We start from the raw sequence: 18,487 nt of genomic DNA on the forward strand, positions 1-18,487 counted from the left end.
CCCAGGGTTGCCTTTTTACTTTACGCACACCAACACACAGGCAAAGATCGTGACAACGCTCGAACAATGCATCGGGAATACCCCGCTGGTAAAACTGCAACGGCTGGCCGCCCAGGCGGGCAGCGAAGTATGGGTCAAACTGGAAGGCAATAACCCGGCGGGATCGGTGAAGGATCGCGCCGCGTTGGCGATGATCCAGCAGGCGGAGCTGCGCGGGGAGATCAAGCCCGGCGACGTGCTGATCGAGGCTACCAGCGGCAACACCGGTATTGCACTGGCGATGATCGCTGCATTGAAAGGCTATACGCTGAAGCTGCTGATGCCGGAGAACATGAGCCTGGAACGGCAGGCGGCGATGCGCGCCTACGGTGCGGAACTGATCCTGGTCAGCCGTGAGCAGGGGATGGAAGGGGCGCGCGATCTGGCGTTGGAGATGCAGCGCCAGGGGCAGGGCAAGGTGCTGGATCAGTTTAACAATCTCGACAATCCTTATGCCCACTTCACCACCACTGGCCCGGAGATCTGGCGCCAGACCGAAGGGCGCATCACGCACTTCGTTTCCAGCATGGGCACCACCGGCACCATTACCGGCGTGGGCGGTTACCTGAAGAGCCAGAATCCGCAGGTGCAGATCGTCGGCCTGCAGCCGGCGGAGGGCAGCAGCATCCCCGGCATTCGCCGTTGGTCGCCTGCTTACCTGCCGGGGATTTTCCGCCCGGAGCTGGTGGATCAGGTGTTGGATATCGAACAGGGCGATGCCGAGCAGACCATGCGCCAGTTGGCGCAGCGTGAAGGCATTTTCTGCGGCGTCAGCTCCGGCGGTGCGGTAGCCGGCGCCTTGCGCATCGCGGCGGCCCACCCTGGCAGCGTCGTGGTGGCGATCGTTTGCGATCGCGGCGACCGTTACCTCTCTACCGGCGTGTTCGACTGATCGCTCCTTCCCGGCGGTGTGTTCCGTCGGGAGAATCTTTCCCCCTTTCCTTTCGACAGACGGCAGCCCCGCTTGCGTGGTAGCTGCCGCTTGCTCGTGCGCCAATGCCATGACTGAAGTAGAGAAATTGCGCGGCAGCGGCCACAATAACGGTGGCGAGACGCAAAGAGCGATGTGTAAGGATTGAGTAAAACCGGCTGCGGGCCGGCGGAATTGGCGGGAAAATAACGAAAATCGGTGAAGGAGCAAGGCATGAAAATTTTACTGGTCGACGATGACCTGGAGCTTGGCACCATGCTGAGCGAATACCTGACCGGCGAAGGCTTCGATGCCACGCTAGTGCTGACGGGCAAGGCGGGGGTAGAGGGCGCGCTGTCGGGCGACTATACCGCGATGATCCTCGACATCATGCTGCCGGACATGAGCGGCATTGACGTGCTGCGGGACGTACGTAAAAAGAGCCGGCTGCCGATCATCATGTTGACCGCCAAAGGCGACAACATCGATCGGGTGATTGGCCTGGAGATGGGCGCTGACGATTACATGCCCAAACCGTGCTACCCGCGCGAATTGGTGGCGCGTCTGCGCGCGGTGCTGCGCCGTTTCGAAGAGCGGCCGCAAGAGGCGGACGACGAAGCCGCCATCAGCTTCGGCGAGCTGACGCTAAACCCTTCAACCCGCAGCAGCGAATGGCGCGGTAAGGCGTTTGATCTGACCGCTTCGGAATTCAATCTGTTGGAGCTGTTGCTGCGCGCGCCGGATCGCGTGGTGTCGAAGGACGAGCTGTCCGAGAAGGGGCTGGGGCGCCCGCGTGAGGCCTATGACCGCAGCGTGGACGTGCACATCAGCAATATTCGCCAGAAGCTGAGCGCGTTGGCCGGCAGTAAGCTCAGCATCGAGACGGTGCGCAGCATCGGCTATCGCATCCGGTAACCTGATATGCGCGGAAGACTGTTCTGGAAAATTTTACTCGGCTTTTGGTTGACCTTCCTCATCATGACGCAGGCGCTGTGGGTGGCGTTTTCTCTTTATGGCGATCGTTATGTGCCGCCGGAGAACGCCATGGCGCGGCGGGTCATTGGCCTGCAACTGACCTCCGCCGCCACCCAGTTGCGCAGCGGCGGTATGCCGGCGCTGGAAGCCCTGATGCGCGACTGGCCCGAGGACGACAGGCGTCTGCTGTCGGTTACGCCGATGACCCAACCGCCGCCGCCCGCGCCGGAAGAACCGGTGTTTGAAGGGCGTCGTATGCCGAAAGCGATTTCCGCCTGGGTGCAGACCGGGGAAGGGCAAGGTTACTGGCTGAGCTATGACGTGCGCGGGCTGCGGGAAGAGTATCGGCCGGAGCGGCGTTCCCACTTCTTCAACATTCCTGCGCCGATGCTGTGGGTCGGCGGGCTGGGCGGTTTGCTGTTCAGCGCCGTGCTGGCCTGGAACCTGACCCGGCCGATGCGTCAGCTGCGCGGCGGCCTGGATCGGGTGGCGCAGGGCGATCTGTCGGTGCGGCTGTTCCCGAACATGCGGCGCCGCCATGACGAGCTGTCCGACGTGGCGCGCGATTTCGACACCATGGCCGAGCGGCTGGAACTGCTGGTTAGCGCCCGCGAGCAGTTACTTCATGACGTTTCGCACGAGCTGCGTTCACCGCTGGCGCGCCTGCAGCTGGCGATTGGCCTGGCGCGGCAGAATGCCGGTAACGTCGAAGCCTCGCTCAAACGTATCGAACACGAGTCGGGGCGGCTGGACAAAATGATCGGCGAGCTGCTGGCGTTGTCGCGTACCGAACACAGTAGCCTGCCGGACGAGGAGTATTTCGATCTGTACGGCCTGGTGGACGCGGTGGTGAGTGATGCACGCTACGAGGCGCAGGTGCCCGGCGTGGATATCGTGCTGCAGGCCGAGTCGGACGTGGAGTATACCGTCAAAGGCAATGCGGAGCTGATGCGGCGAGCGGTGGACAACATCGTGCGCAATGCGCTGCGCTTTTCCAGCCACGGCCAGCGGGTGACGGTGGCGCTGTCGCGCGTCGATAACCAGTTCCAGATCGCCGTCAGCGATCAGGGGCCGGGGGTCGAAGAGGCGAAGCTGTCGAGCATCTTCGATCCGTTCGTGCGTGTGAAGTCGGCGCAGTCGGGCAAGGGTTACGGCTTGGGGCTGGCGATTACCCGCAAGGTGGTATTGGCGCACGGCGGCCAGGTTGAGGCGCGCAACGGCGACAAAGAGGGGCTGGTCATTACCCTGCGTATCCCGCGCTGGTCGTCATAACGTAGCGAGATTGGGATACGACGAAGGGGATAAAAAAACGGCGCCGAGGGCGCCGTTTTTCTTGCTCATCCGCGCTTACTTCTTGATGCGGATGATCGGGGTTTCGCCAACGGTCACGCTGCCGGACAGTTTGATCAGCTCTTTGATCTCGTCCATGTTGGAGATAACGACCGGCGTCAGGGTAGACTTGGCTTTCTCTTCCAGCAGTGGCAGGTTGAACTCGATAACCACGTCACCTTTCTTGACGCGCTGACCTTCTTCGGCGATGCGTTTGAAGCCTTCGCCTTTCAGTTCTACGGTATCGATGCCGAAGTGGACGAACAGCTCAATGCCGCTGTCGGATTCGATAGAGAATGCATGGTTGGTTTCGAAAATCTTACCGATGGTGCCGTCAACCGGAGCAACCATTTTGTTACCGGCCGGTTTGATGGCGATACCGTCGCCAACGATTTTTTCAGCGAACACTACGTCCGGCACATCTTCGATATTGACGATTTCGCCAGAAAGGGGAGCGACGATCTCGATAGTGCCCGTGTCTTTCTTGTCATCAGAAACCAGAGATTTCAGTTTATCGAACAAACCCATGATCTTCTCCTAAGCATTAAATTGGGCGGCGTTCCAGTGTCTTGGAAGTTTAGCAGAGCGTTTTTTCTTCGATGAATTTATTGACGCAATTCATCAGGTCTTGTGCCGTTGGCTGTGCCAAGGCCTGCGCTGCCAACGCCTTCACATCTTCGAAATTCGTGTTACGAATAATTTTCTTGATGCGCGGGATTGAAATCGCACTCATGCTGAACTCATCCAGCCCCATGCCCAATAACAACAGTGTAGCACGCTCATCGCCAGCCAGTTCGCCGCACATGCCGGTCCACTTGCCTTCTGCGTGAGATGCATCAATAACCTGTTTGATCAGGCTAAGTACTGATGGGGACATCGGGTTATAGAGATGAGAAATCAGCTCGTTGCCGCGATCTACCGCCAGAGTATACTGGGTTAGATCGTTTGTCCCAATACTAAAGAAGTCGACTTCTTTCGCCAGGTGGTGAGCGATGACCGCCGCAGCCGGTGTTTCCACCATCACGCCCACCTCGATGCTCTCGTCAAACGCCTTGCCTTCTTCGCGCAGCTGCGCCTTCAGCGTCTCGATTTCGCCTTTCAGATCGCGCACTTCTTCCACGGAGATGATCATCGGGAACATGATGCGCAGTTTGCCGAACGCCGAGGCGCGCAGGATGGCGCGCAGCTGGGCGTGCAGGATTTCACGGCGGTCCATCGCGATGCGGATGGCGCGCCAGCCGAGGAACGGGTTCTCTTCCTTCGGCAGGTTCATGTACGGCAGGTCTTTGTCGCCGCCGATGTCCATGGTGCGGACGATCACGGCCTGCGAGCCCATGGCTTCCGCCACGGCTTTATAAGCCTGGAACTGCTCGTCTTCGGTTGGCAGCGAGTCGCGGTCCATGAACAGGAATTCGGTACGGTACAGGCCGACGCCTTCCGCGCCGTTGCGCTCTGCACCCGCGACGTCGCGCACGGTGCCGATGTTGGCGCAGACTTCAACCTGATGGCCGTCCAGCGTAATCGCCGGCAGGTCCTTCAGCTTGGCCAGATCGTTTTTCTCGGTGATGTATTGGTTCTGGGCGGCTTTCAGCTGATCGATAACGTCAGCGGTCGGATTAACGTAAATTTTGTTGTTAACCGCATCCAGAATCAGGTAGTCGTCGTTTTTCACCTGCTTGGTCACGTCGCTGGTACCGACGATCGCCGGCAGCTCCAGGGAGCGCGCCATGATAGAGGTGTGGGAGGTGCGGCCGCCGAGATCGGTAATGAAGCCCAGCACTTTGTCCAGGTTCAGCTGCGCGGTCTCGGACGGGGTCAGATCGGTGGCCACCAGGATCACTTCGTCCTGAATGGAGCCCAGATCGACGATCGGCATGCCCAGAATGTTTTGCAGCAGGCGTTTGCCGATGTCGCGCACGTCGGCGGCGCGTTCTTTCAGGTATTCGTCGTCCAGCTCTTCCAACGCTTTTGCCTGACCTTCGATCACGGTGTAGGCGGCGGCGTCTGCGGAGGCCAGATCGTCTTTGATTAGGGCTATGATTTCCTGCTCAAGCTCTTCGTCTTCCAGCAACATGATGTGGCCTTCGAAGATAGCTTCCTTCTCTTCGCCGAAGGTTTCGCCAGCTTTGGTCTTGATCGCTTCCAGCTGTTCGGACGCTTTCGCGCGGCCGGCCAGAAAACGCGAGACTTCCTGCTCTACTTGATCAGCAGAGATTTTTTTCCGGTTGATGACGATGTCGTCTTCTTTCAGCAAGAGAGCCTTACCAAAAGCGATGCCCGGTGATACTAAAATGCCTGAAATCATAACCCTACCTTACTCTTGACTGGTGTTAACTAAAAAGACGGGCCGATTACTCAAGCTCTGCCATCAGTTTTACCAAGTGCTCAACGGCTTTCTGCTCGTCTTCACCTTCAGCTGAGATGGTCACTACGGTCCCTTGAGTCAGCCCCAGAGTTTGCAGTTTGAACAGGCTTTTAGCGCTGGCGCTTTTGCCGTTGGAGGTCACGGTGATGTCAGACGTGAAGCCTTTGGCTTCTTTAACGAACTGAGCGGCAGGGCGAGTATGCAGACCATTCGGAGCGGTAATAGTAACTTCTTGCTGGAACATTGATGTTTCCCCAACTTATTGGATTAATGTTGTGGAGTTAAAGTTTAGCCCAGGGGCCTGACTTTAACTTGTCTGGTTATAGCGCCTGACTATGGACAGGGGCGAACGTTGATGCAACAGAAAACGACGCGTTAGGCACTTCAGATCAAAAAACTCGGCTTTAGACGTCGTTCCAATCCGCTCCCCATTATGCCCGATTCGCCGCGTCGGCGACAGATGAGTAAATCGATTCAGCCTTGACCGTGCTCGGAGAGTGATTAATTTTGCGCATCGAAATAATGCAACGTTAAATACTAAAGGCGACGGGCAAAAGCAATCTTGGACTGCTATAAAGTTTGATCCAGTCCACAAAAAAGCACCCCGCAGGGTGCTTTTTTAGCGATTTGTGCAGTTGCGGAATTACTGCTGCAATTCCTGCTCGGTGAACAGATCGGCGAACAGCGCGGTGCTGAGATAACGTTCGCCGGAAGAGGGCAGGATGACCACGATAGTCTTGTCGGCGAACGCCGGTTCTTCGGCCAGTTTCACCGCCGCCGCGACCGCTGCGCCGGAAGAGATGCCCGCCAGGATGCCTTCTTCGTCCATCAGACGACGCGCCATGCTGATGGCTTCGTCGTTGGAGACTTTCTCGACGCGATCCACCAGGTCAAGATCGAGGTTGCCCGGAATGAAGCCGGCGCCGATGCCCTGGATCTTGTGCGGGCCCGGTTTCAGCTCTTCACCGGCCAGCGCCTGGCTGATGACCGGCGAGTCGGTCGGCTCGACCGCCACGGTGGTGATGGCCTTGCCTTTGGTGTTCTTGATGTAGCGGCTGACGCCGGTCAATGTGCCGCCGGTGCCGACGCCGGAGATGAACACGTCGACTTCCCCATCGGTGTCTTCCCAGATTTCTGGGCCGGTGGTTTTTTCATGGATGGCCGGGTTGGCCGGGTTGCTGAACTGCTGCAGGATCAGGTAACGGTTCGGATCGGTGGCGACGATCTCTTCGGCTTTGGCGATGGCGCCTTTCATGCCTTTCGCCCCTTCGGTCAGCACCAGATTGGCGCCCAGCGCCTTGAGCAGCTTGCGGCGCTCGATGCTCATGGTTTCCGGCATGGTCAGCGTCAGCTTGTAACCGCGCGCAGCGGCGACGAAGGCCAGCGCGATGCCGGTGTTGCCGCTGGTCGGCTCCACCAGTTCCTTGCCGGCGGTCAGCACGCCGCGTTGTTCCGCATCCCAAATCATATTGGCACCGATGCGGCATTTGACGCTGAAGCTCGGGTTACGTGATTCAACCTTGGCCAGAATGCGTCCGTTGCCGATACGGTTCAGACGAACCAGCGGCGTATGGCCGATTGTTAATGAGTTGTCTTCATATATCTTGCTCATAGCCCGTCCTTTAACTCTATGAAAATGTGGGGAACATCGAAAGCATACGCTAACAGTACCGGCAGGGAAGTAAAGAATTGGTATATCTATATGTTATTAGGAAATAAGTTTTAAGCACAATGATAAGGGCGCGAAATGCGCGCCCTGTCGAAAATTCCCGCGCTGTCGGCGGTAAAAAACAGCGATTATCGGACGAATTGCGTGCGATAACGATCGACCCACATCGCGGTGGCGCCGCAGACGGCGACCGGCAGGATCACCAGGTTGAGGATCGGGATCATGGTAAAGAGGCTGACCAGCGCGCCGAACTGCAGATTGTCGGTTTTGTGCTGGCGCAAAGCGCGGCGCATGTCGGCAAAGCTCACCTTGTGGTTGTCGAACGGGTAGTCGCAATACTGGATCGCCAGCATCCAGGCGCTGAACAGGAACCACAGCACCGGCGCCACCGTCTGGCCGATGCCGGGCACGAAGTACAGCGCCAGCAGCAGCAGCGCGCGCGGCAGGTAATACATTAGCTTGCGCCATTCGCGCGCCATGATGCGCGGCAGATCTTTGGCGATGCCGAGCAGGCCGGTGTCCGGCAGCGGTTTGCCGGTCAGGCTGCCTTCGAGCTGCTCGGCCAGCAGGCCGCAGAACGGCGCGGCGATCAGATTGGTGATAGTGCTGAATAGATAGCTGAACACCAGCAGCACCGAAATGACCGCCAGCGGCCACAGCAGGTAGCTCAACCATTGCAGCCAGTCGGGAACGTGGCTCATCATCGCCGGGATCCAATCGCCAAGCCGGCTGAACAGCCACCAGAAAGCGGAGCCCATCAGCAGCACGTTGACCAGCAACGGCAGGACCACATAGCGTTTAATCCCCGGGCGCGAAATCAGGCGCCAGCCTTCGGCGAAATAGTGAATGCCGCTGGTCGAGCGGGAAGGGAGCTGCGTATAGGACATATCTTAAGTTATCTCGTTGTCTGAACAGGCATCATTATCATATAGGGATGATTTTCCACTGGCTAGGGTAGGGTTGGCTGAAAAACCAGCAGAAAAAGGCAGTATAATCATCTTTATTGGCATAAAGTTCAGCACGGACTTGCACTTGTGTGCGCGGGCAAATAGAGTTAAAGAGTGAATGTTTGCCGCGGTGGCAATGTATTGGAACAACAGAGATAGCAATGATGCAGGATTTGCGTCTGATATTAATCGTTGTTGGCGCGATCGCCATAATAGCGCTGTTATTGCACGGTCTGTGGACCAGTCGCAAAGAACGGTCAGCGCTCTTCCGCGATCGCCCAGCCAAACGTTCCCAAAAGGAACGTGAACAAACTCCGATCGACGATCTCGAAGAAGGCGTCGGTGAGGTGCGCGTACGCGCCGCTCACCCGCAAGACGAGCCGTCATTCGGCCATTTCGATGCCGCACGCGAAGAACCCGTGGCCGCGCCGAAGCCCGCTCCGGCGGCTGCGCCAGCGCCCCACGCCGTTCAGCCGGCTGCCCATCAGACGCCGCCTCCGCTGTCTCAGCGGCCGGAGTATGATGACATCCTGCTGAACAACTATGCGTCGGACGAAGAACAGGCCGAATCGCAGCAACCGCAACCGGCCGCGCGCCGTGAGCCGCGCGTCGACGATCTGCCGCATGAACATGAGGCGCCGCAGGGGGCGGAACCGGCATTCCACGCCGAGCCAGCCCCAGTGCAGCAAGCGCCGGAAGTGAAGCCTGCGCCGGAACCTGCACCGCAGCCGGCGGCCGCGCCAGTTCAGGCTAAACTGAAAGAGACCGTGCTGGTGCTGCACGTCACGGCCCACCAGGGCGGTGTGATCGGCGGCGAAGTGCTGCTGCAGAGCGTGTTGCAGGCCGGCTTCCAGTTTGGCGAGATGGGCATCTTCCACCGTCATATCAGCCCGGCCGGCAGCGGCCCGGTGCTGTTCAGCCTGGCGAACATGGTCAAGCCGGGGTCGTTCGATCCTGACATGATGTCCGATTTCTCCACGCCGGGCGTGTCGATGTTCATGATGGTGCCGTCTTACGGCGACGCCAATCAGAACTTCAAGCTGATGCTGCAGTCGGCGCAGCGCATCGCCGACGATGTGGGCGGCGTGGTGCTGGACGACGAGCGCCGCATGATGACGCCGCAGAAGCTGGAAACCTACAAAGCGCGTATCCGTGAAGTGTTGGAAAACAACGCCTGACCGGGTTGCCGCGCGCACTGAACATCCGTAACAACAAAGCCCCCGCTAGCCGGGGGTTTTTTATCTTTGATGGTGAGCCATGGAATCGATAATCCAACAAATCAATCAACTACGAGCCACATTGCGCCATCATGAATACCAGTATCATGTGCTGGATGCGCCCGAAGTGCCGGATGCGGAATATGACCGCCTGATGCGCGAGCTGCGCGAGCTCGAGAGCGCGCATCCGGAGCTGATCACCGCCGATTCGCCGACCCAGCGCGTGGGCGCGGCGCCGCTTGCGGCGTTCGACCAGGTGCGTCACGAAGTGCCGATGCTGTCGCTGGACAACGTGTTCGACGAAGAAAGTTTCCTGGCGTTTTACAAGCGCGTGCAGGACAGGCTCAAAAGCAGCGATCCGCTGACCTTCTGCTGCGAACTGAAGCTGGATGGCCTGGCGGTCAGCCTGCTGTATGAAGACGGCGAACTGGTGCGCGCGGCGACGCGCGGCGATGGCACCACCGGGGAGAACATCACCACCAACGTGCGTACCATTCGCGCCATCCCGCTGCGCCTGACCGGCGACAACATCCCGCGCCGGCTGGAAGTGCGCGGCGAAGTGTTCATGCCGCAGGCCGGTTTTGAACAGATGAACGAAGAGGCGCGGCGCAAAGACGGCAAGGTGTTTGCCAATCCGCGCAACGCCGCCGCCGGTTCGCTGCGCCAGCTCGATCCGCGCATTACCGCTAAACGGCCGCTGACCTTCTTCTGCTACGGCGTCGGCCTGCTGGAAGGCGGCGAGCTGCCGCGCAGCCACTTTGAGCGCCTGATGCAGTTCAAGGCCTGGGGCCTGCCGGTTAGCGATCGCGCCCAGCGCCGCACCGGCAGCGAGGAAGTGCTGGCGTTTTATCGTCAGGTCGAGCAGGACCGGGCACAGCTCGGTTTCGACATCGACGGCGTGGTGATCAAGATTGACGACATCGATCTGCAGGAAACGCTGGGCTTTGTGGCGCGAGCACCGCGTTGGGCGACGGCGTTCAAATTCCCGGCCCAGGAGCAGATCACCGTGGTGCGCGAAGTGGAGTTTCAGGTTGGCCGCACCGGCGCGATTACGCCGGTGGCCCGCCTTGAGCCGGTGTTGGTGGCCGGGGTGACCGTCAGCAATGCCACCTTGCACAATGCCGATGAAATTGAGCGGTTGGGGCTGCGCATCGGCGATACGGTGATCGTGCGCCGTGCCGGCGACGTGATCCCGCAGGTGGTGGGGGTGCTGGAAGACCGCCGGCCGCAGGATGCGCGCGAAGTGGTGTTCCCGCTGCACTGCCCGGTGTGCGGCTCCGACGTTGAGCGCGTGGAAGGCGAAGCCGTGGCGCGCTGCACCGGCGGTCTTATCTGCGGCGCGCAGCGCAAAGAGGCGTTGAAGCATTTCGTTTCCCGCCGCGCGCTGGACGTTGAAGGCATGGGCGACAAGATCATAGAGCAACTGGTGGACAAGGAGTACGTGAAGAACCCGGCCGATCTGTTCCGGCTGTCCGCCGGCATTCTGACCGGTCTGGATCGCATGGGGCCGAAATCGGCGCAGAACCTGGTCAATGCGCTGGAGAAATCCAAACAGACCACCTTCGCCCGCTTCCTGTATGCGCTCGGCATTCGCGAGGTCGGCGAAGCGACCGCCGCCAACCTGGCGGCGCATTTCGGATCGCTCGAGAAGTTGTTCGCCGCTGATATCGAGGCGCTGAAAGAGGTGCCGGACGTCGGCGAAGTGGTGGCCAAACACACTCGCAACTTCCTCGATGAAGCGCTCAATCAGCAGGTGATCAACGAGCTGGTGGGCGCCGAGATCGGCATCCACTGGCCGGCGCCGGTGGTGGTGGCGGCGGAAGAGATAGACAGCCCGTTCGCCGGCAAAACCGTGGTGCTGACCGGCTCGCTGAGCCAGCTGTCGCGCGACGAGGCCAAAGATCGCCTGACGGCGCTGGGCGCCAAGGTCAGCGGCAGCGTGTCGAAGAAAACCGATCTGGTGATCGCCGGTGAGGCGGCCGGTTCCAAGCTGGCGAAGGCGCAGGAGCTGGGTATCGCCGTGATCGACGAAGCGGAGATGATCCGCTTGCTGGGTGAGTGATGGAAAAAGAACACCTGCTGGAGATCGCCAATACCGTGATGCCGTTCGGCAAGTACCAGGGGCGGGTGCTGATCGATCTGCCCGAAGAGTACCTGCTGTGGTTCGCCCGCAAGGGCGAATTCCCCAAAGGCAAGCTCGGCATGCTGATGGAGATGACGCTGGCGATTAAAATCGAAGGGCTTGACCACTTGGTCAAGCCGCTGAAGAAAAGCTGAACTGACGGGCCTTGGCCCGTCTTTTTTTTACCCGCGCGACGCCTGTGCGTTGGCGTTGGGCACCGCCTGTTGCGCTCGCTGCTTGCGCTGGTATCTTTTGGCCAGCACTGCGCAGGTCATCAGCTGCACCTGATGAAACACCATCAGCGGCAGCACCATGATCCCCACCGTCGCCGCCGGGAACAGGATATTGGCCATCGGAATGCCGTTCGCCAGGCTCTTCTTCGAACCGCAGAATACGATGGTGATCTCGTCCGCTTTGCTGAACCCCAGCCAACGCGCCATGTAAGTGTTCACCACCAGCACGATCGCCAGCAGCACGATGCTGCCGCCGACGATAAACGCCAGCGAACCGATCCCCACCTGATGCCAGATGCCGTGCGTCACCGCCTCGCTGAAGGCGGCGTACACTACCAGCAGAATCGAGGTCTGGTCGGTTTTACCGATAAGCGGCCGATGGCGCTCGATCCAGCCGCCGATCAGCGGCCGCAGCAGGTGGCCGGCGACAAACGGCACCAGCAGCTGCAGCACGATCGAACCGACCTGCCGCAGGCCGCCGGTATCGCCGTGCACGTTCATCAACAGGCCGACCAGCAGCGGCGATACGAAGATCCCGAGCAGGCTGGAGGCGGAAGCGCTGCACACTGCCGCCGCGACGTTGCCGCCCGCCAGCGAGGTGAAGGCGATGGCCGACTGCACGGTGGCGGGCAGAATGCACAGGTAGATGAAACCGGCGTACAGTTCGGGGCTGACGTCGATCGGCGCCCACCAGGCGAACAGCATCCCCAGCGCCGGAAAAATGATGAAGGTGCTGAACATCACCCACAGATGCAGCCGCCAGTTATTGCTGCCGGCCAGGATGGCCTCGCGCGACAGCTTGGCGCCGTGCATGAAAAACAGCAGGGCGATGGCGGCGATGGTCAGGGCGTTGAGCCAGCCGACGAACTCGCCGCGCGCCGGCAGGAACGACGCCAGCAGCACGGTGGCGATCAGCGTCAGGGTAAAACGATCGGGCAGGAATCTCATGGCGATGCGCTCGGGTAGAAAATCGATGGGGCTATTCTCCCGCGCGGGCATATAATAATAAAATTGATTTATTTAATTCATCCATGAATAAAACACATGAATTACTCACTCAAACAGCTGCGGGTGTTCGTCGCCATCGCCCGCCACGGCAGCTTCAGCCGCGCCGGGGAGGCGATCGGCCTGACGCAATCGGCGGTCAGCCACAGCGTGAAAGAGCTGGAGGCGGAGGTCGGCGTGCGCCTGCTGGATCGCACCACGCGTGAGGTGGCGTTGACCGACGCCGGCCTGCGGCTAGCCAACCGGGTCGAACGGCTGCTGGACGAGCTGCAGGCCGCGTTGCTGGATGCGCGCAGCTTTGGCGTACAGCGCAGCGGCACGGTGCGGGTGGCGACGAGCCAGACCATTTCCGCCCATCTGATGCCGCAGTGCATCGCCGCCGGCGAGCGTGAATATCCAGAGATCCGCATCATGCTGCGCGATCAGGCGCAGCAGCAGGTGCTGCACAGCGTGCGTAACGCCGAGGTGGATTTCGGCATCGTGGTCGATCCGGTGCAGGCGGTGGATCTGGAGTGCGAAGCGGTGCTGCATGAGCCTTTCCTGTTGCTGTGCCGCGACGATCACCCGTTTGCTGCGCAGCAAGAGGTGCGTTGGTCGGCGTTAAACGGCTGCCGCCTGGTGTTGCAGGATTACGCGTCGGGCAGCCGGCCGCTGATCGACAGTGCGCTGAGGCAGCAGGGCGTGGAGGCGCAGGTGGTGCAGGAAATCGGCCATCCGGCGACGCTGTTCCCGATGGTGGCGGAGGGGATCGGCATCAGCATTTTCCCGGCGTTGGCGCTGCCGTTGCCGGAAGGGGGGCGGCTCCGGGTGCGGCGGCTGGTGCCGGAGATCAACCGTGCACTGATGCTGGTACGGCGCAAGAACCGTTCGCTGACGCCGGCGGCGGAGGCCATCTGGCAGGTGGCGCGTCAGCAGGCGGCGCTGCTGCAACAGCGCCGGCAGGAAAACGCGGAATATTGAGTCAGATATAGACGTCCACTGCGTTGAGCGGCGTTGGGCGGTTTACGCCGTCGCCGGATTGCGCTGCGGCTTTTGCCATCTGCTCCTGCTGCTGCTTTTCCATTTCTTCTTTCTGGATGCGCGCGATCTCGGCCTGCAACATCTTGATCTGCGCTTCGATCAGCTGTTTCTGTTTTTCGATCTCTTTGGGGTCGGCGCTGGAGTCCTTCAGCTCCACCAGCTTTTGCTGCAGCGCCTGAATCTGCCGGTTCAGCGCCTTGATGCGCACCGAGGCGCGGCTTTCGTTGAGGTTAGCCGGTTCTTCATTGCCGTTGGCGCGTTCGTTTTTCTCCATCTTGCCGCCTTGCGGCTGGTTGTTGACCGGTTTGGCCATCAGCAATTCGCCCTGATGGCCCGGCGCGCTAAAGACGTTGCTGACGCCGGGAACGGTATTTTTGATCGGTACGATCATGGTGATGGTGGTCGACATGGATGCTCTCCCTGAGTCGGTATATCGCTGATCAGGGTATCGGCAGCGGCGGCTAAATCTTTACCTGCCGCAGACGCGGCCAGCGCAACAGCCAGCCTTTGTCGAGCACGCGCTGGGCATAGGCCGCGCGATCGCCGTTTTTCACGTTGAAGGTAATGGTGTCGTCGAACAGCGCCGCGAGCCCGAAGGGGGCCACCAGGGTGATGCTGTCGTCGGCGTTCAGGCGCGCGCCGATCGCCGTTTCCACTTCGGTCCAGAAGCTGATGGCCTCTTCGCTGTTGCGGTAGGGCGCCCGGCCGCCGCGCAGGTGCATGCGCGCCTGGTTCTTGACCGACCACGGCTGCGGCAGCCACTGTTGCAGCCGCGCCTCCAGCATGCGATCGCGTTCGGCGTCCGCACGCTGCGCATCGAAGTGGATCACGTCGATATCGTTGAGCGGCGTGGGCTCCCTATAGCCGTGGCGCCGATCCCACACCAGGTTGCGTACGAAGCCGGCGCCGAGGCACCAGTCATTCAGGCCGAGCCGGCGCACGGTGCGCAGGGCGGCCATGCGCGCGCTATCTTGTTGCAGCCAGTCGATAATTTGCCGTTGCGGATCCATCACCCCTCCTGTTTTCGCGGCTACTGTAACCTGAAGCGACGGCGGGTGAAATGGGGAGAGGCGTGATGGCGGCGATCGCGTGCAAAATAATTTTCTTTTACCACTGACTACACTTGGTGCAGGGCTGTTATCTCGTCACTCGGGGCAAGGGAGGGGGCTATGTATCAGGCAACGGTGGGTCAACGCGGCTATCGCTTTGGCGATCTGCGCCAGCTGATGGCGAAGGCTTCGCCTGCACGCTCCGGCGATTATCTGGCGGAGGTGGCGGCGGAAAGCGCCGAAGAGCGCATGGCGGCGCGCATCGCGCTGGCGGATGTGCCGCTCAAGGCATTCCTGCAGCAGACGCTGGTGCCGTACGAGCAGGACGAGGTGACGCGCCTGATTATCGATAGCCACGATGCCGCCGCCTTTGAGCCCATCTCGCACCTCACGGTCGGCGATTTTCGCGACTGGTTGCTGAGCGAGCAGGCCGACAGCGCCATGCTGGCGCAGGTGGCCGCCGGTATCACGCCGGAGATGGCGGCAGCGGTGAGCAAGATCATGCGCAATCAGGATCTGATCCTGGTGGCGAAAAAGTGCCGGGTGGTGACGCGCTTTCGCAATACGATTGGCCTGCCGGGCCACCTCAGCGTGCGGTTGCAGCCCAATCACCCGACCGACAGCCTGCAGGGCATCGCCGCCAGCATGCTGGACGGCCTGCTGTACGGCAGCGGTGATGCGGTGGTTGGCATCAATCCGGCCAGCGACAGCCTGCCGCTGCTGGAAAAGCTCAACTACATGCTGGACGACGTGATCCAGCGCTTCGCCATTCCCACCCAATCCTGCGTGCTGACCCATGTGACCAACACGCTGCGGCTGATGGAGCGCGGCGCGCCGGTGGATCTGGTGTTTCAGTCGATCGCCGGTACCGAAGCGGCCAATCGCGGTTTCGGCATCAGTCTGGCGCTGCTGGCGGAGGCGCAGCAGGCGGCGCTGAGCCTCAAGCGCGGCACGTTGGGCGATAACGTGATGTACTTCGAAACCGGGCAGGGCAGTTGCCTGTCGGCTAACGCGCATCACGGCGTCGATCAGCAGACCTGCGAGGCGCGCGCCTATGCGGTGGCGCGCCATTTCTCACCGCTGCTGATCAACACCGTGGTGGGGTTTATCGGCCCCGAATACCTGTATGACGGCAAACAAATTATCCGCGCCGGGCTGGAGGACCACTTCTGCGGCAAGCTGCTCGGCCTGCCGCTGGGTTGCGACGTCTGCTACACCAACCATGCCGAAGCCGATCAGGACGACATGGACACGCTGCTGACGCTATTGGCCGCCGCCGGGTTGACGTTCCTGATCGGCGTACCGGGCGCGGATGACATCATGCTCAACTACCAAAGCACCTCGTTCCACGACGCGCTCTATATCCGAGAGCTGCTGGGGCTGAAGCACGCGCCGGAGTTCGCCGCCTGGCTGGCGGCGATGAACATCACCGACGAACGCGGGCGGCTGCGCGACGCCGCCGCCAATCACCCGCTGTTGCTGGCGCTGCAGGGAGAACGGACATGAGCAAACCGGTTCACGTCAACAGTTGGGATGCGCTGCGCGCCTTTACCGACGCGCGCATCGCGCTGGGGCGCACCGGCGCCAGTCTGCCGACCGACGAGCTGCTGCGCTTCGGCCTGGCCCATGCCCAGGCGCGCGACGCGGTGCATCAGCCTTTCGACAGCGAGCGGCTGGCGGCGGATCTGCACGATGCCGGTTGGCCCACGCTGGCGGTGCACAGCCAGGCTGGCGACCGCGCCGCCTACCTGCGCCGTCCGGATCTGGGGCGGCGATTGGCGCCGGATAGCCGCAGCCTGCTGCTTGGTTTACCGCCGCGCCGCGTCGATCTGCTGCTGGCGGTGGCGGACGGCCTCTCCTCCAAGGCGGTGCACCGCCAGGCGCTGCCGTTGCTGCAAGCGCTGCGGCCCTATCTCGATACGCTGGGGCTGACCGTGGCACCGGTGGTGCTGGCGCATCAGGCGCGGGTGGCGCTGGGGGATGAGATCGGTGAATGCCTGCAGGCTCGGGCGGTGGCGATGCTGATCGGCGAACGGCCGGGGCTGTCGTCGCCGGACAGTCTGGGCATCTATTTGACCTGGGGACCGAGCGCGCGCAGAACGGACGCCGAGCGCAACTGTATTTCCAACGTACGGCCCGAGGGGCTGGATTACCCGCAGGCGGCGTTCCGCCTGGCCTGGCTGCTGGAGCAGGCGTTCCAGCGGCGGCTGAGCGGCATCGAGCTGAAGGACGAGAGCGACAACCCGGCCCTGCATGGACGAGTGACGCCGCTTTACCCCCAGCTGGGCGGCTGACCGATGGTTTGCTGCAGCAGGGCGGTGAAGGCCGCCAGCCGGGCGGACACCTTCGCCATCGGGCGCAGCAGATAGATGCCTTGCTGCTCATGGCGCGGATCTTCCAGCATCTGCACTAGCTGCCCGTGCTGCACGTCCGGCCCCACTACCCAGTTGGGCAGAAAGGCGATGCCGAGCCCGAGCAGCGCGGCCTGACGCTGCGCGGTGAAGTCGTCGCAGCGCAGCGCCATGGTGCAGCGGCTCATCAGCGCCGCGTCGAGGATTTGCGCCCAGCAGGCCGGCTGCTGCTTGTGGTAGCGGGCGATCAGCCGATGCTGTGGCAGCGCTTCCAGATCGGCCGGCAGGCCATAGCGGGCGACGTAGGCGGGGCTGGCGCACATTACCCAGCGTTGGGTGGCGATGCGGCTGGCGTACAGCGCGCTGTCCTTCTGCTCGCCGATGCGGATGGCGGCGTCGAGCCGTTCCTGCGTCGGATCGGTCAGGCGTTCGGTCAGATCGAGGTCGACCCACAGCTGCGGGTAGCGTTCCGCCAGCGTCGGCAGCAGCGGCAGCACATAGGTTTTGCCGAACGTTGGCAGGCAGCTAATGCGCAGCGTGCCCTGCGGCGTTTCGTTCAGCGCGCTCAGCTCGGCGCGAAGGCCGGTAATGTCCGTCATCAGCGCGGTGGCGCGCGTCAGCAGCAGCTCGCCGGCGTCGGTCAGCAACAGGCCGCGGGTGGAGCGCACGAACAGTGCGGCGCCGAGCGCGCTTTCCAAGGCGTCGATGTGGCGCACCAGCGAGGAGGGCACCATGCCCAGCCGGCGCGCGGCGGCGGAAAAGCTGCCCAGGCGGGCCACGTCGAGAAAAATTGGCAGATGTTCTACATAGCGGGCGTCATTCATTTTTGCATTATATGCAAAAGCGTTTCTTATGAATACCCGCTTCTCTGCCGGCGGCGCGGCGGCTACTCTGGCTGCGGGTTGACGACGGGCTTCAACGCCGCCTTATCCCGGCCGTATAGAGAGAAAACGCATAAACCTCGCGGCGCTTAGCACTAAATAACAGATTTTTTTCCCAGGCTGCGCGAGCCGCCTGCGGAGTTGATTGTCGCTCCAACACCAGATTAACCGTTCAATTTGATATCCGACCCAGCATTAATGATTAGTGAGCCTTTACTTTCACTCATCATGCTGTTGACTCTGGATATCGGCCGGCCAGCCGTGCCGGTTTTTTTGTCGCCTCAGGCTGAATCGTTCCAACTGATGAACGTGCCTTGGGGGGCATCTTGGCCCGCCGTCGGTGGGTCTTTTGAACGCGCGGAACCGCTATCCCGC

Annotated in this window: 18 protein-coding genes; 9 read left to right on the forward strand and 9 right to left on the reverse strand. The window is 61.3% G+C overall.

The window, feature by feature from the left end; translation table 11 throughout:
• Positions 1-49: 49 nt before the first annotated feature.
• The 3 genes from cysM to ACJ8IL_RS12545 all read left to right on the forward strand — a co-directional run bounded on the left by cysM (position 50) and on the right by ACJ8IL_RS12545 (position 3,196).
• Positions 50-931, forward strand: a complete 882-nt coding sequence (gene cysM / locus ACJ8IL_RS12535; RefSeq protein WP_025303785.1) for a cysteine synthase CysM — start codon at positions 50-52, stop codon at positions 929-931.
• A gap of 252 nt (positions 932-1,183) precedes the next feature.
• Entirely contained in the window at positions 1,184-1,864 is a 681-nt protein-coding gene (locus tag ACJ8IL_RS12540) for a response regulator transcription factor (protein WP_025303784.1), read from the forward strand.
• A 6-nt stretch (positions 1,865-1,870) separates the two neighbouring features.
• Positions 1,871-3,196, forward strand: a complete 1,326-nt coding sequence (locus ACJ8IL_RS12545; protein ID WP_043140342.1) for an ATP-binding protein — start codon at positions 1,871-1,873, stop codon at positions 3,194-3,196.
• A gap of 75 nt (positions 3,197-3,271) precedes the next feature.
• On the opposite strand, the gene crr is transcribed toward ACJ8IL_RS12545, so the two are convergent.
• The 5 genes from crr to cysZ all read right to left on the reverse strand — a co-directional run bounded on the left by crr (position 3,272) and on the right by cysZ (position 8,174).
• Entirely contained in the window at positions 3,272-3,781 is a 510-nt protein-coding gene (gene crr, locus ACJ8IL_RS12550; RefSeq protein ID WP_004936467.1) for a PTS glucose transporter subunit IIA, read from the reverse strand.
• A gap of 49 nt (positions 3,782-3,830) precedes the next feature.
• Positions 3,831-5,558 (reverse strand): phosphoenolpyruvate-protein phosphotransferase PtsI, encoded by a 1,728-nt coding sequence (ptsI, locus tag ACJ8IL_RS12555; RefSeq protein WP_025303782.1) that lies wholly within the window; start codon positions 5,556-5,558, stop codon positions 3,831-3,833.
• Positions 5,559-5,604: 46 nt separating this feature from the next.
• Positions 5,605-5,862 (reverse strand): phosphocarrier protein Hpr, encoded by a 258-nt coding sequence (ptsH, locus tag ACJ8IL_RS12560; RefSeq protein WP_004936458.1) that lies wholly within the window; start codon positions 5,860-5,862, stop codon positions 5,605-5,607.
• 399 nt (positions 5,863-6,261) lie between these two features.
• A complete protein-coding gene (gene cysK, locus ACJ8IL_RS12565) occupies positions 6,262-7,230 on the reverse strand; it encodes a cysteine synthase A (protein ID WP_004936453.1) in 969 nt (322 codons plus the stop codon).
• Positions 7,231-7,415: 185 nt separating this feature from the next.
• Positions 7,416-8,174, reverse strand: a complete 759-nt coding sequence (cysZ, locus tag ACJ8IL_RS12570; protein WP_025303781.1) for a sulfate transporter CysZ — start codon at positions 8,172-8,174, stop codon at positions 7,416-7,418.
• A gap of 221 nt (positions 8,175-8,395) precedes the next feature.
• Between cysZ and zipA the strand changes: the two genes are divergently transcribed.
• The 3 genes from zipA to ACJ8IL_RS12585 all read left to right on the forward strand — a co-directional run bounded on the left by zipA (position 8,396) and on the right by ACJ8IL_RS12585 (position 11,728).
• Entirely contained in the window at positions 8,396-9,412 is a 1,017-nt protein-coding gene (gene zipA / locus ACJ8IL_RS12575) for a cell division protein ZipA (protein WP_442516572.1), read from the forward strand.
• Between the two features lie 79 nt (positions 9,413-9,491).
• Positions 9,492-11,513 (forward strand): NAD-dependent DNA ligase LigA, encoded by a 2,022-nt coding sequence (gene ligA / locus ACJ8IL_RS12580; protein WP_025303779.1) that lies wholly within the window; start codon positions 9,492-9,494, stop codon positions 11,511-11,513.
• Positions 11,513-11,728 (forward strand): DUF3820 family protein, encoded by a 216-nt coding sequence (locus ACJ8IL_RS12585; protein ID WP_127146823.1) that lies wholly within the window; start codon positions 11,513-11,515, stop codon positions 11,726-11,728. Before ligA ends, ACJ8IL_RS12585 begins: the two co-directional genes overlap by 1 nt.
• A 27-nt stretch (positions 11,729-11,755) precedes the next feature.
• Here the strand turns inward: ACJ8IL_RS12585 and ACJ8IL_RS12590 are convergent, their stop codons facing one another.
• The gene (locus tag ACJ8IL_RS12590) at positions 11,756-12,754 is read right to left on the reverse strand and encodes a bile acid:sodium symporter family protein (RefSeq protein ID WP_025303778.1); all 999 of its coding nucleotides are present in this window, start codon (positions 12,752-12,754) and stop codon (positions 11,756-11,758) included.
• 96 nt (positions 12,755-12,850) lie between these two features.
• Here ACJ8IL_RS12590 and ACJ8IL_RS12595 point away from each other — a divergent pair, with 96 nt between their 5' ends.
• Positions 12,851-13,771, forward strand: a complete 921-nt coding sequence (locus ACJ8IL_RS12595) for a LysR family transcriptional regulator (protein ID WP_261426096.1) — start codon at positions 12,851-12,853, stop codon at positions 13,769-13,771.
• Position 13,772: 1 nt separating this feature from the next.
• On the opposite strand, the gene ACJ8IL_RS12600 is transcribed toward ACJ8IL_RS12595, so the two are convergent.
• A complete protein-coding gene (locus ACJ8IL_RS12600) occupies positions 13,773-14,240 on the reverse strand; it encodes a FlxA-like family protein (protein ID WP_197822689.1) in 468 nt (155 codons plus the stop codon).
• Between the two features lie 52 nt (positions 14,241-14,292).
• Positions 14,293-14,841 carry a nucleotidyltransferase family protein gene (locus ACJ8IL_RS12605; RefSeq protein ID WP_060433807.1) on the reverse strand — a complete coding sequence of 183 codons (549 nt, stop codon included), beginning with the start codon at positions 14,839-14,841 and terminating at the stop codon, positions 14,293-14,295.
• 159 nt (positions 14,842-15,000) lie between these two features.
• On the opposite strand from ACJ8IL_RS12605, the gene ACJ8IL_RS12610 reads away from it, so the two are divergent.
• Positions 15,001-16,386: an ethanolamine ammonia-lyase subunit EutB gene (locus tag ACJ8IL_RS12610; protein ID WP_060433805.1), complete on the forward strand. Its 1,386-nt coding sequence runs from the start codon at positions 15,001-15,003 to the stop codon at positions 16,384-16,386.
• Entirely contained in the window at positions 16,383-17,174 is a 792-nt protein-coding gene (gene eutC, locus ACJ8IL_RS12615) for an ethanolamine ammonia-lyase subunit EutC (RefSeq protein ID WP_043140316.1), read from the forward strand. The genes ACJ8IL_RS12610 and eutC overlap by 4 nt, the downstream gene beginning before the upstream one ends.
• On the opposite strand, the gene ACJ8IL_RS12620 is transcribed toward eutC, so the two are convergent.
• Positions 17,153-18,055 carry a LysR family transcriptional regulator gene (locus tag ACJ8IL_RS12620; protein ID WP_060433800.1) on the reverse strand — a complete coding sequence of 301 codons (903 nt, stop codon included), beginning with the start codon at positions 18,053-18,055 and terminating at the stop codon, positions 17,153-17,155. The genes eutC and ACJ8IL_RS12620 overlap by 22 nt on opposite strands.
• Positions 18,056-18,487 lie beyond the last annotated feature (432 nt).

The organism is Serratia sp. CY47444 (assembly GCF_052168635.1).
Classification (GTDB): domain Bacteria; phylum Pseudomonadota; class Gammaproteobacteria; order Enterobacterales; family Enterobacteriaceae; genus Serratia; species Serratia bockelmannii.

What these genes read in the sequence shown, in the direction of transcription:
- ACJ8IL_RS12540 (WP_025303784.1), top strand. Translation starts at nt 1,184, where the DNA reads ATGAAAATTTTACTGGTCGACGATGACCTGGAGCTTGGCACCATGCTG.
- ACJ8IL_RS12545 (WP_043140342.1), top strand. Translation starts at nt 1,871, where the DNA reads ATGCGCGGAAGACTGTTCTGGAAAATTTTACTCGGCTTTTGGTTGACC.
- crr (WP_004936467.1), bottom strand. Translation starts at nt 3,781, where the DNA reads ATGGGTTTGTTCGATAAACTGAAATCTCTGGTTTCTGATGACAAGAAA.
- ptsI (WP_025303782.1), bottom strand. Translation starts at nt 5,558, where the DNA reads ATGATTTCAGGCATTTTAGTATCACCGGGCATCGCTTTTGGTAAGGCT.
- ptsH (WP_004936458.1), bottom strand. Translation starts at nt 5,862, where the DNA reads ATGTTCCAGCAAGAAGTTACTATTACCGCTCCGAATGGTCTGCATACT.
- cysK (WP_004936453.1), bottom strand. Translation starts at nt 7,230, where the DNA reads ATGAGCAAGATATATGAAGACAACTCATTAACAATCGGCCATACGCCG.
- cysZ (WP_025303781.1), bottom strand. Translation starts at nt 8,174, where the DNA reads ATGTCCTATACGCAGCTCCCTTCCCGCTCGACCAGCGGCATTCACTAT.
- zipA (WP_442516572.1), top strand. Translation starts at nt 8,396, where the DNA reads ATGATGCAGGATTTGCGTCTGATATTAATCGTTGTTGGCGCGATCGCC.
- ligA (WP_025303779.1), top strand. Translation starts at nt 9,492, where the DNA reads ATGGAATCGATAATCCAACAAATCAATCAACTACGAGCCACATTGCGC.
- ACJ8IL_RS12585 (WP_127146823.1), top strand. Translation starts at nt 11,513, where the DNA reads ATGGAAAAAGAACACCTGCTGGAGATCGCCAATACCGTGATGCCGTTC.
- ACJ8IL_RS12590 (WP_025303778.1), bottom strand. Translation starts at nt 12,754, where the DNA reads ATGAGATTCCTGCCCGATCGTTTTACCCTGACGCTGATCGCCACCGTG.
- ACJ8IL_RS12595 (WP_261426096.1), top strand. Translation starts at nt 12,851, where the DNA reads ATGAATTACTCACTCAAACAGCTGCGGGTGTTCGTCGCCATCGCCCGC.
- ACJ8IL_RS12600 (WP_197822689.1), bottom strand. Translation starts at nt 14,240, where the DNA reads ATGTCGACCACCATCACCATGATCGTACCGATCAAAAATACCGTTCCC.
- ACJ8IL_RS12605 (WP_060433807.1), bottom strand. Translation starts at nt 14,841, where the DNA reads ATGGATCCGCAACGGCAAATTATCGACTGGCTGCAACAAGATAGCGCG.
- ACJ8IL_RS12610 (WP_060433805.1), top strand. Translation starts at nt 15,001, where the DNA reads ATGTATCAGGCAACGGTGGGTCAACGCGGCTATCGCTTTGGCGATCTG.
- eutC (WP_043140316.1), top strand. Translation starts at nt 16,383, where the DNA reads ATGAGCAAACCGGTTCACGTCAACAGTTGGGATGCGCTGCGCGCCTTT.
- ACJ8IL_RS12620 (WP_060433800.1), bottom strand. Translation starts at nt 18,055, where the DNA reads ATGAATGACGCCCGCTATGTAGAACATCTGCCAATTTTTCTCGACGTG.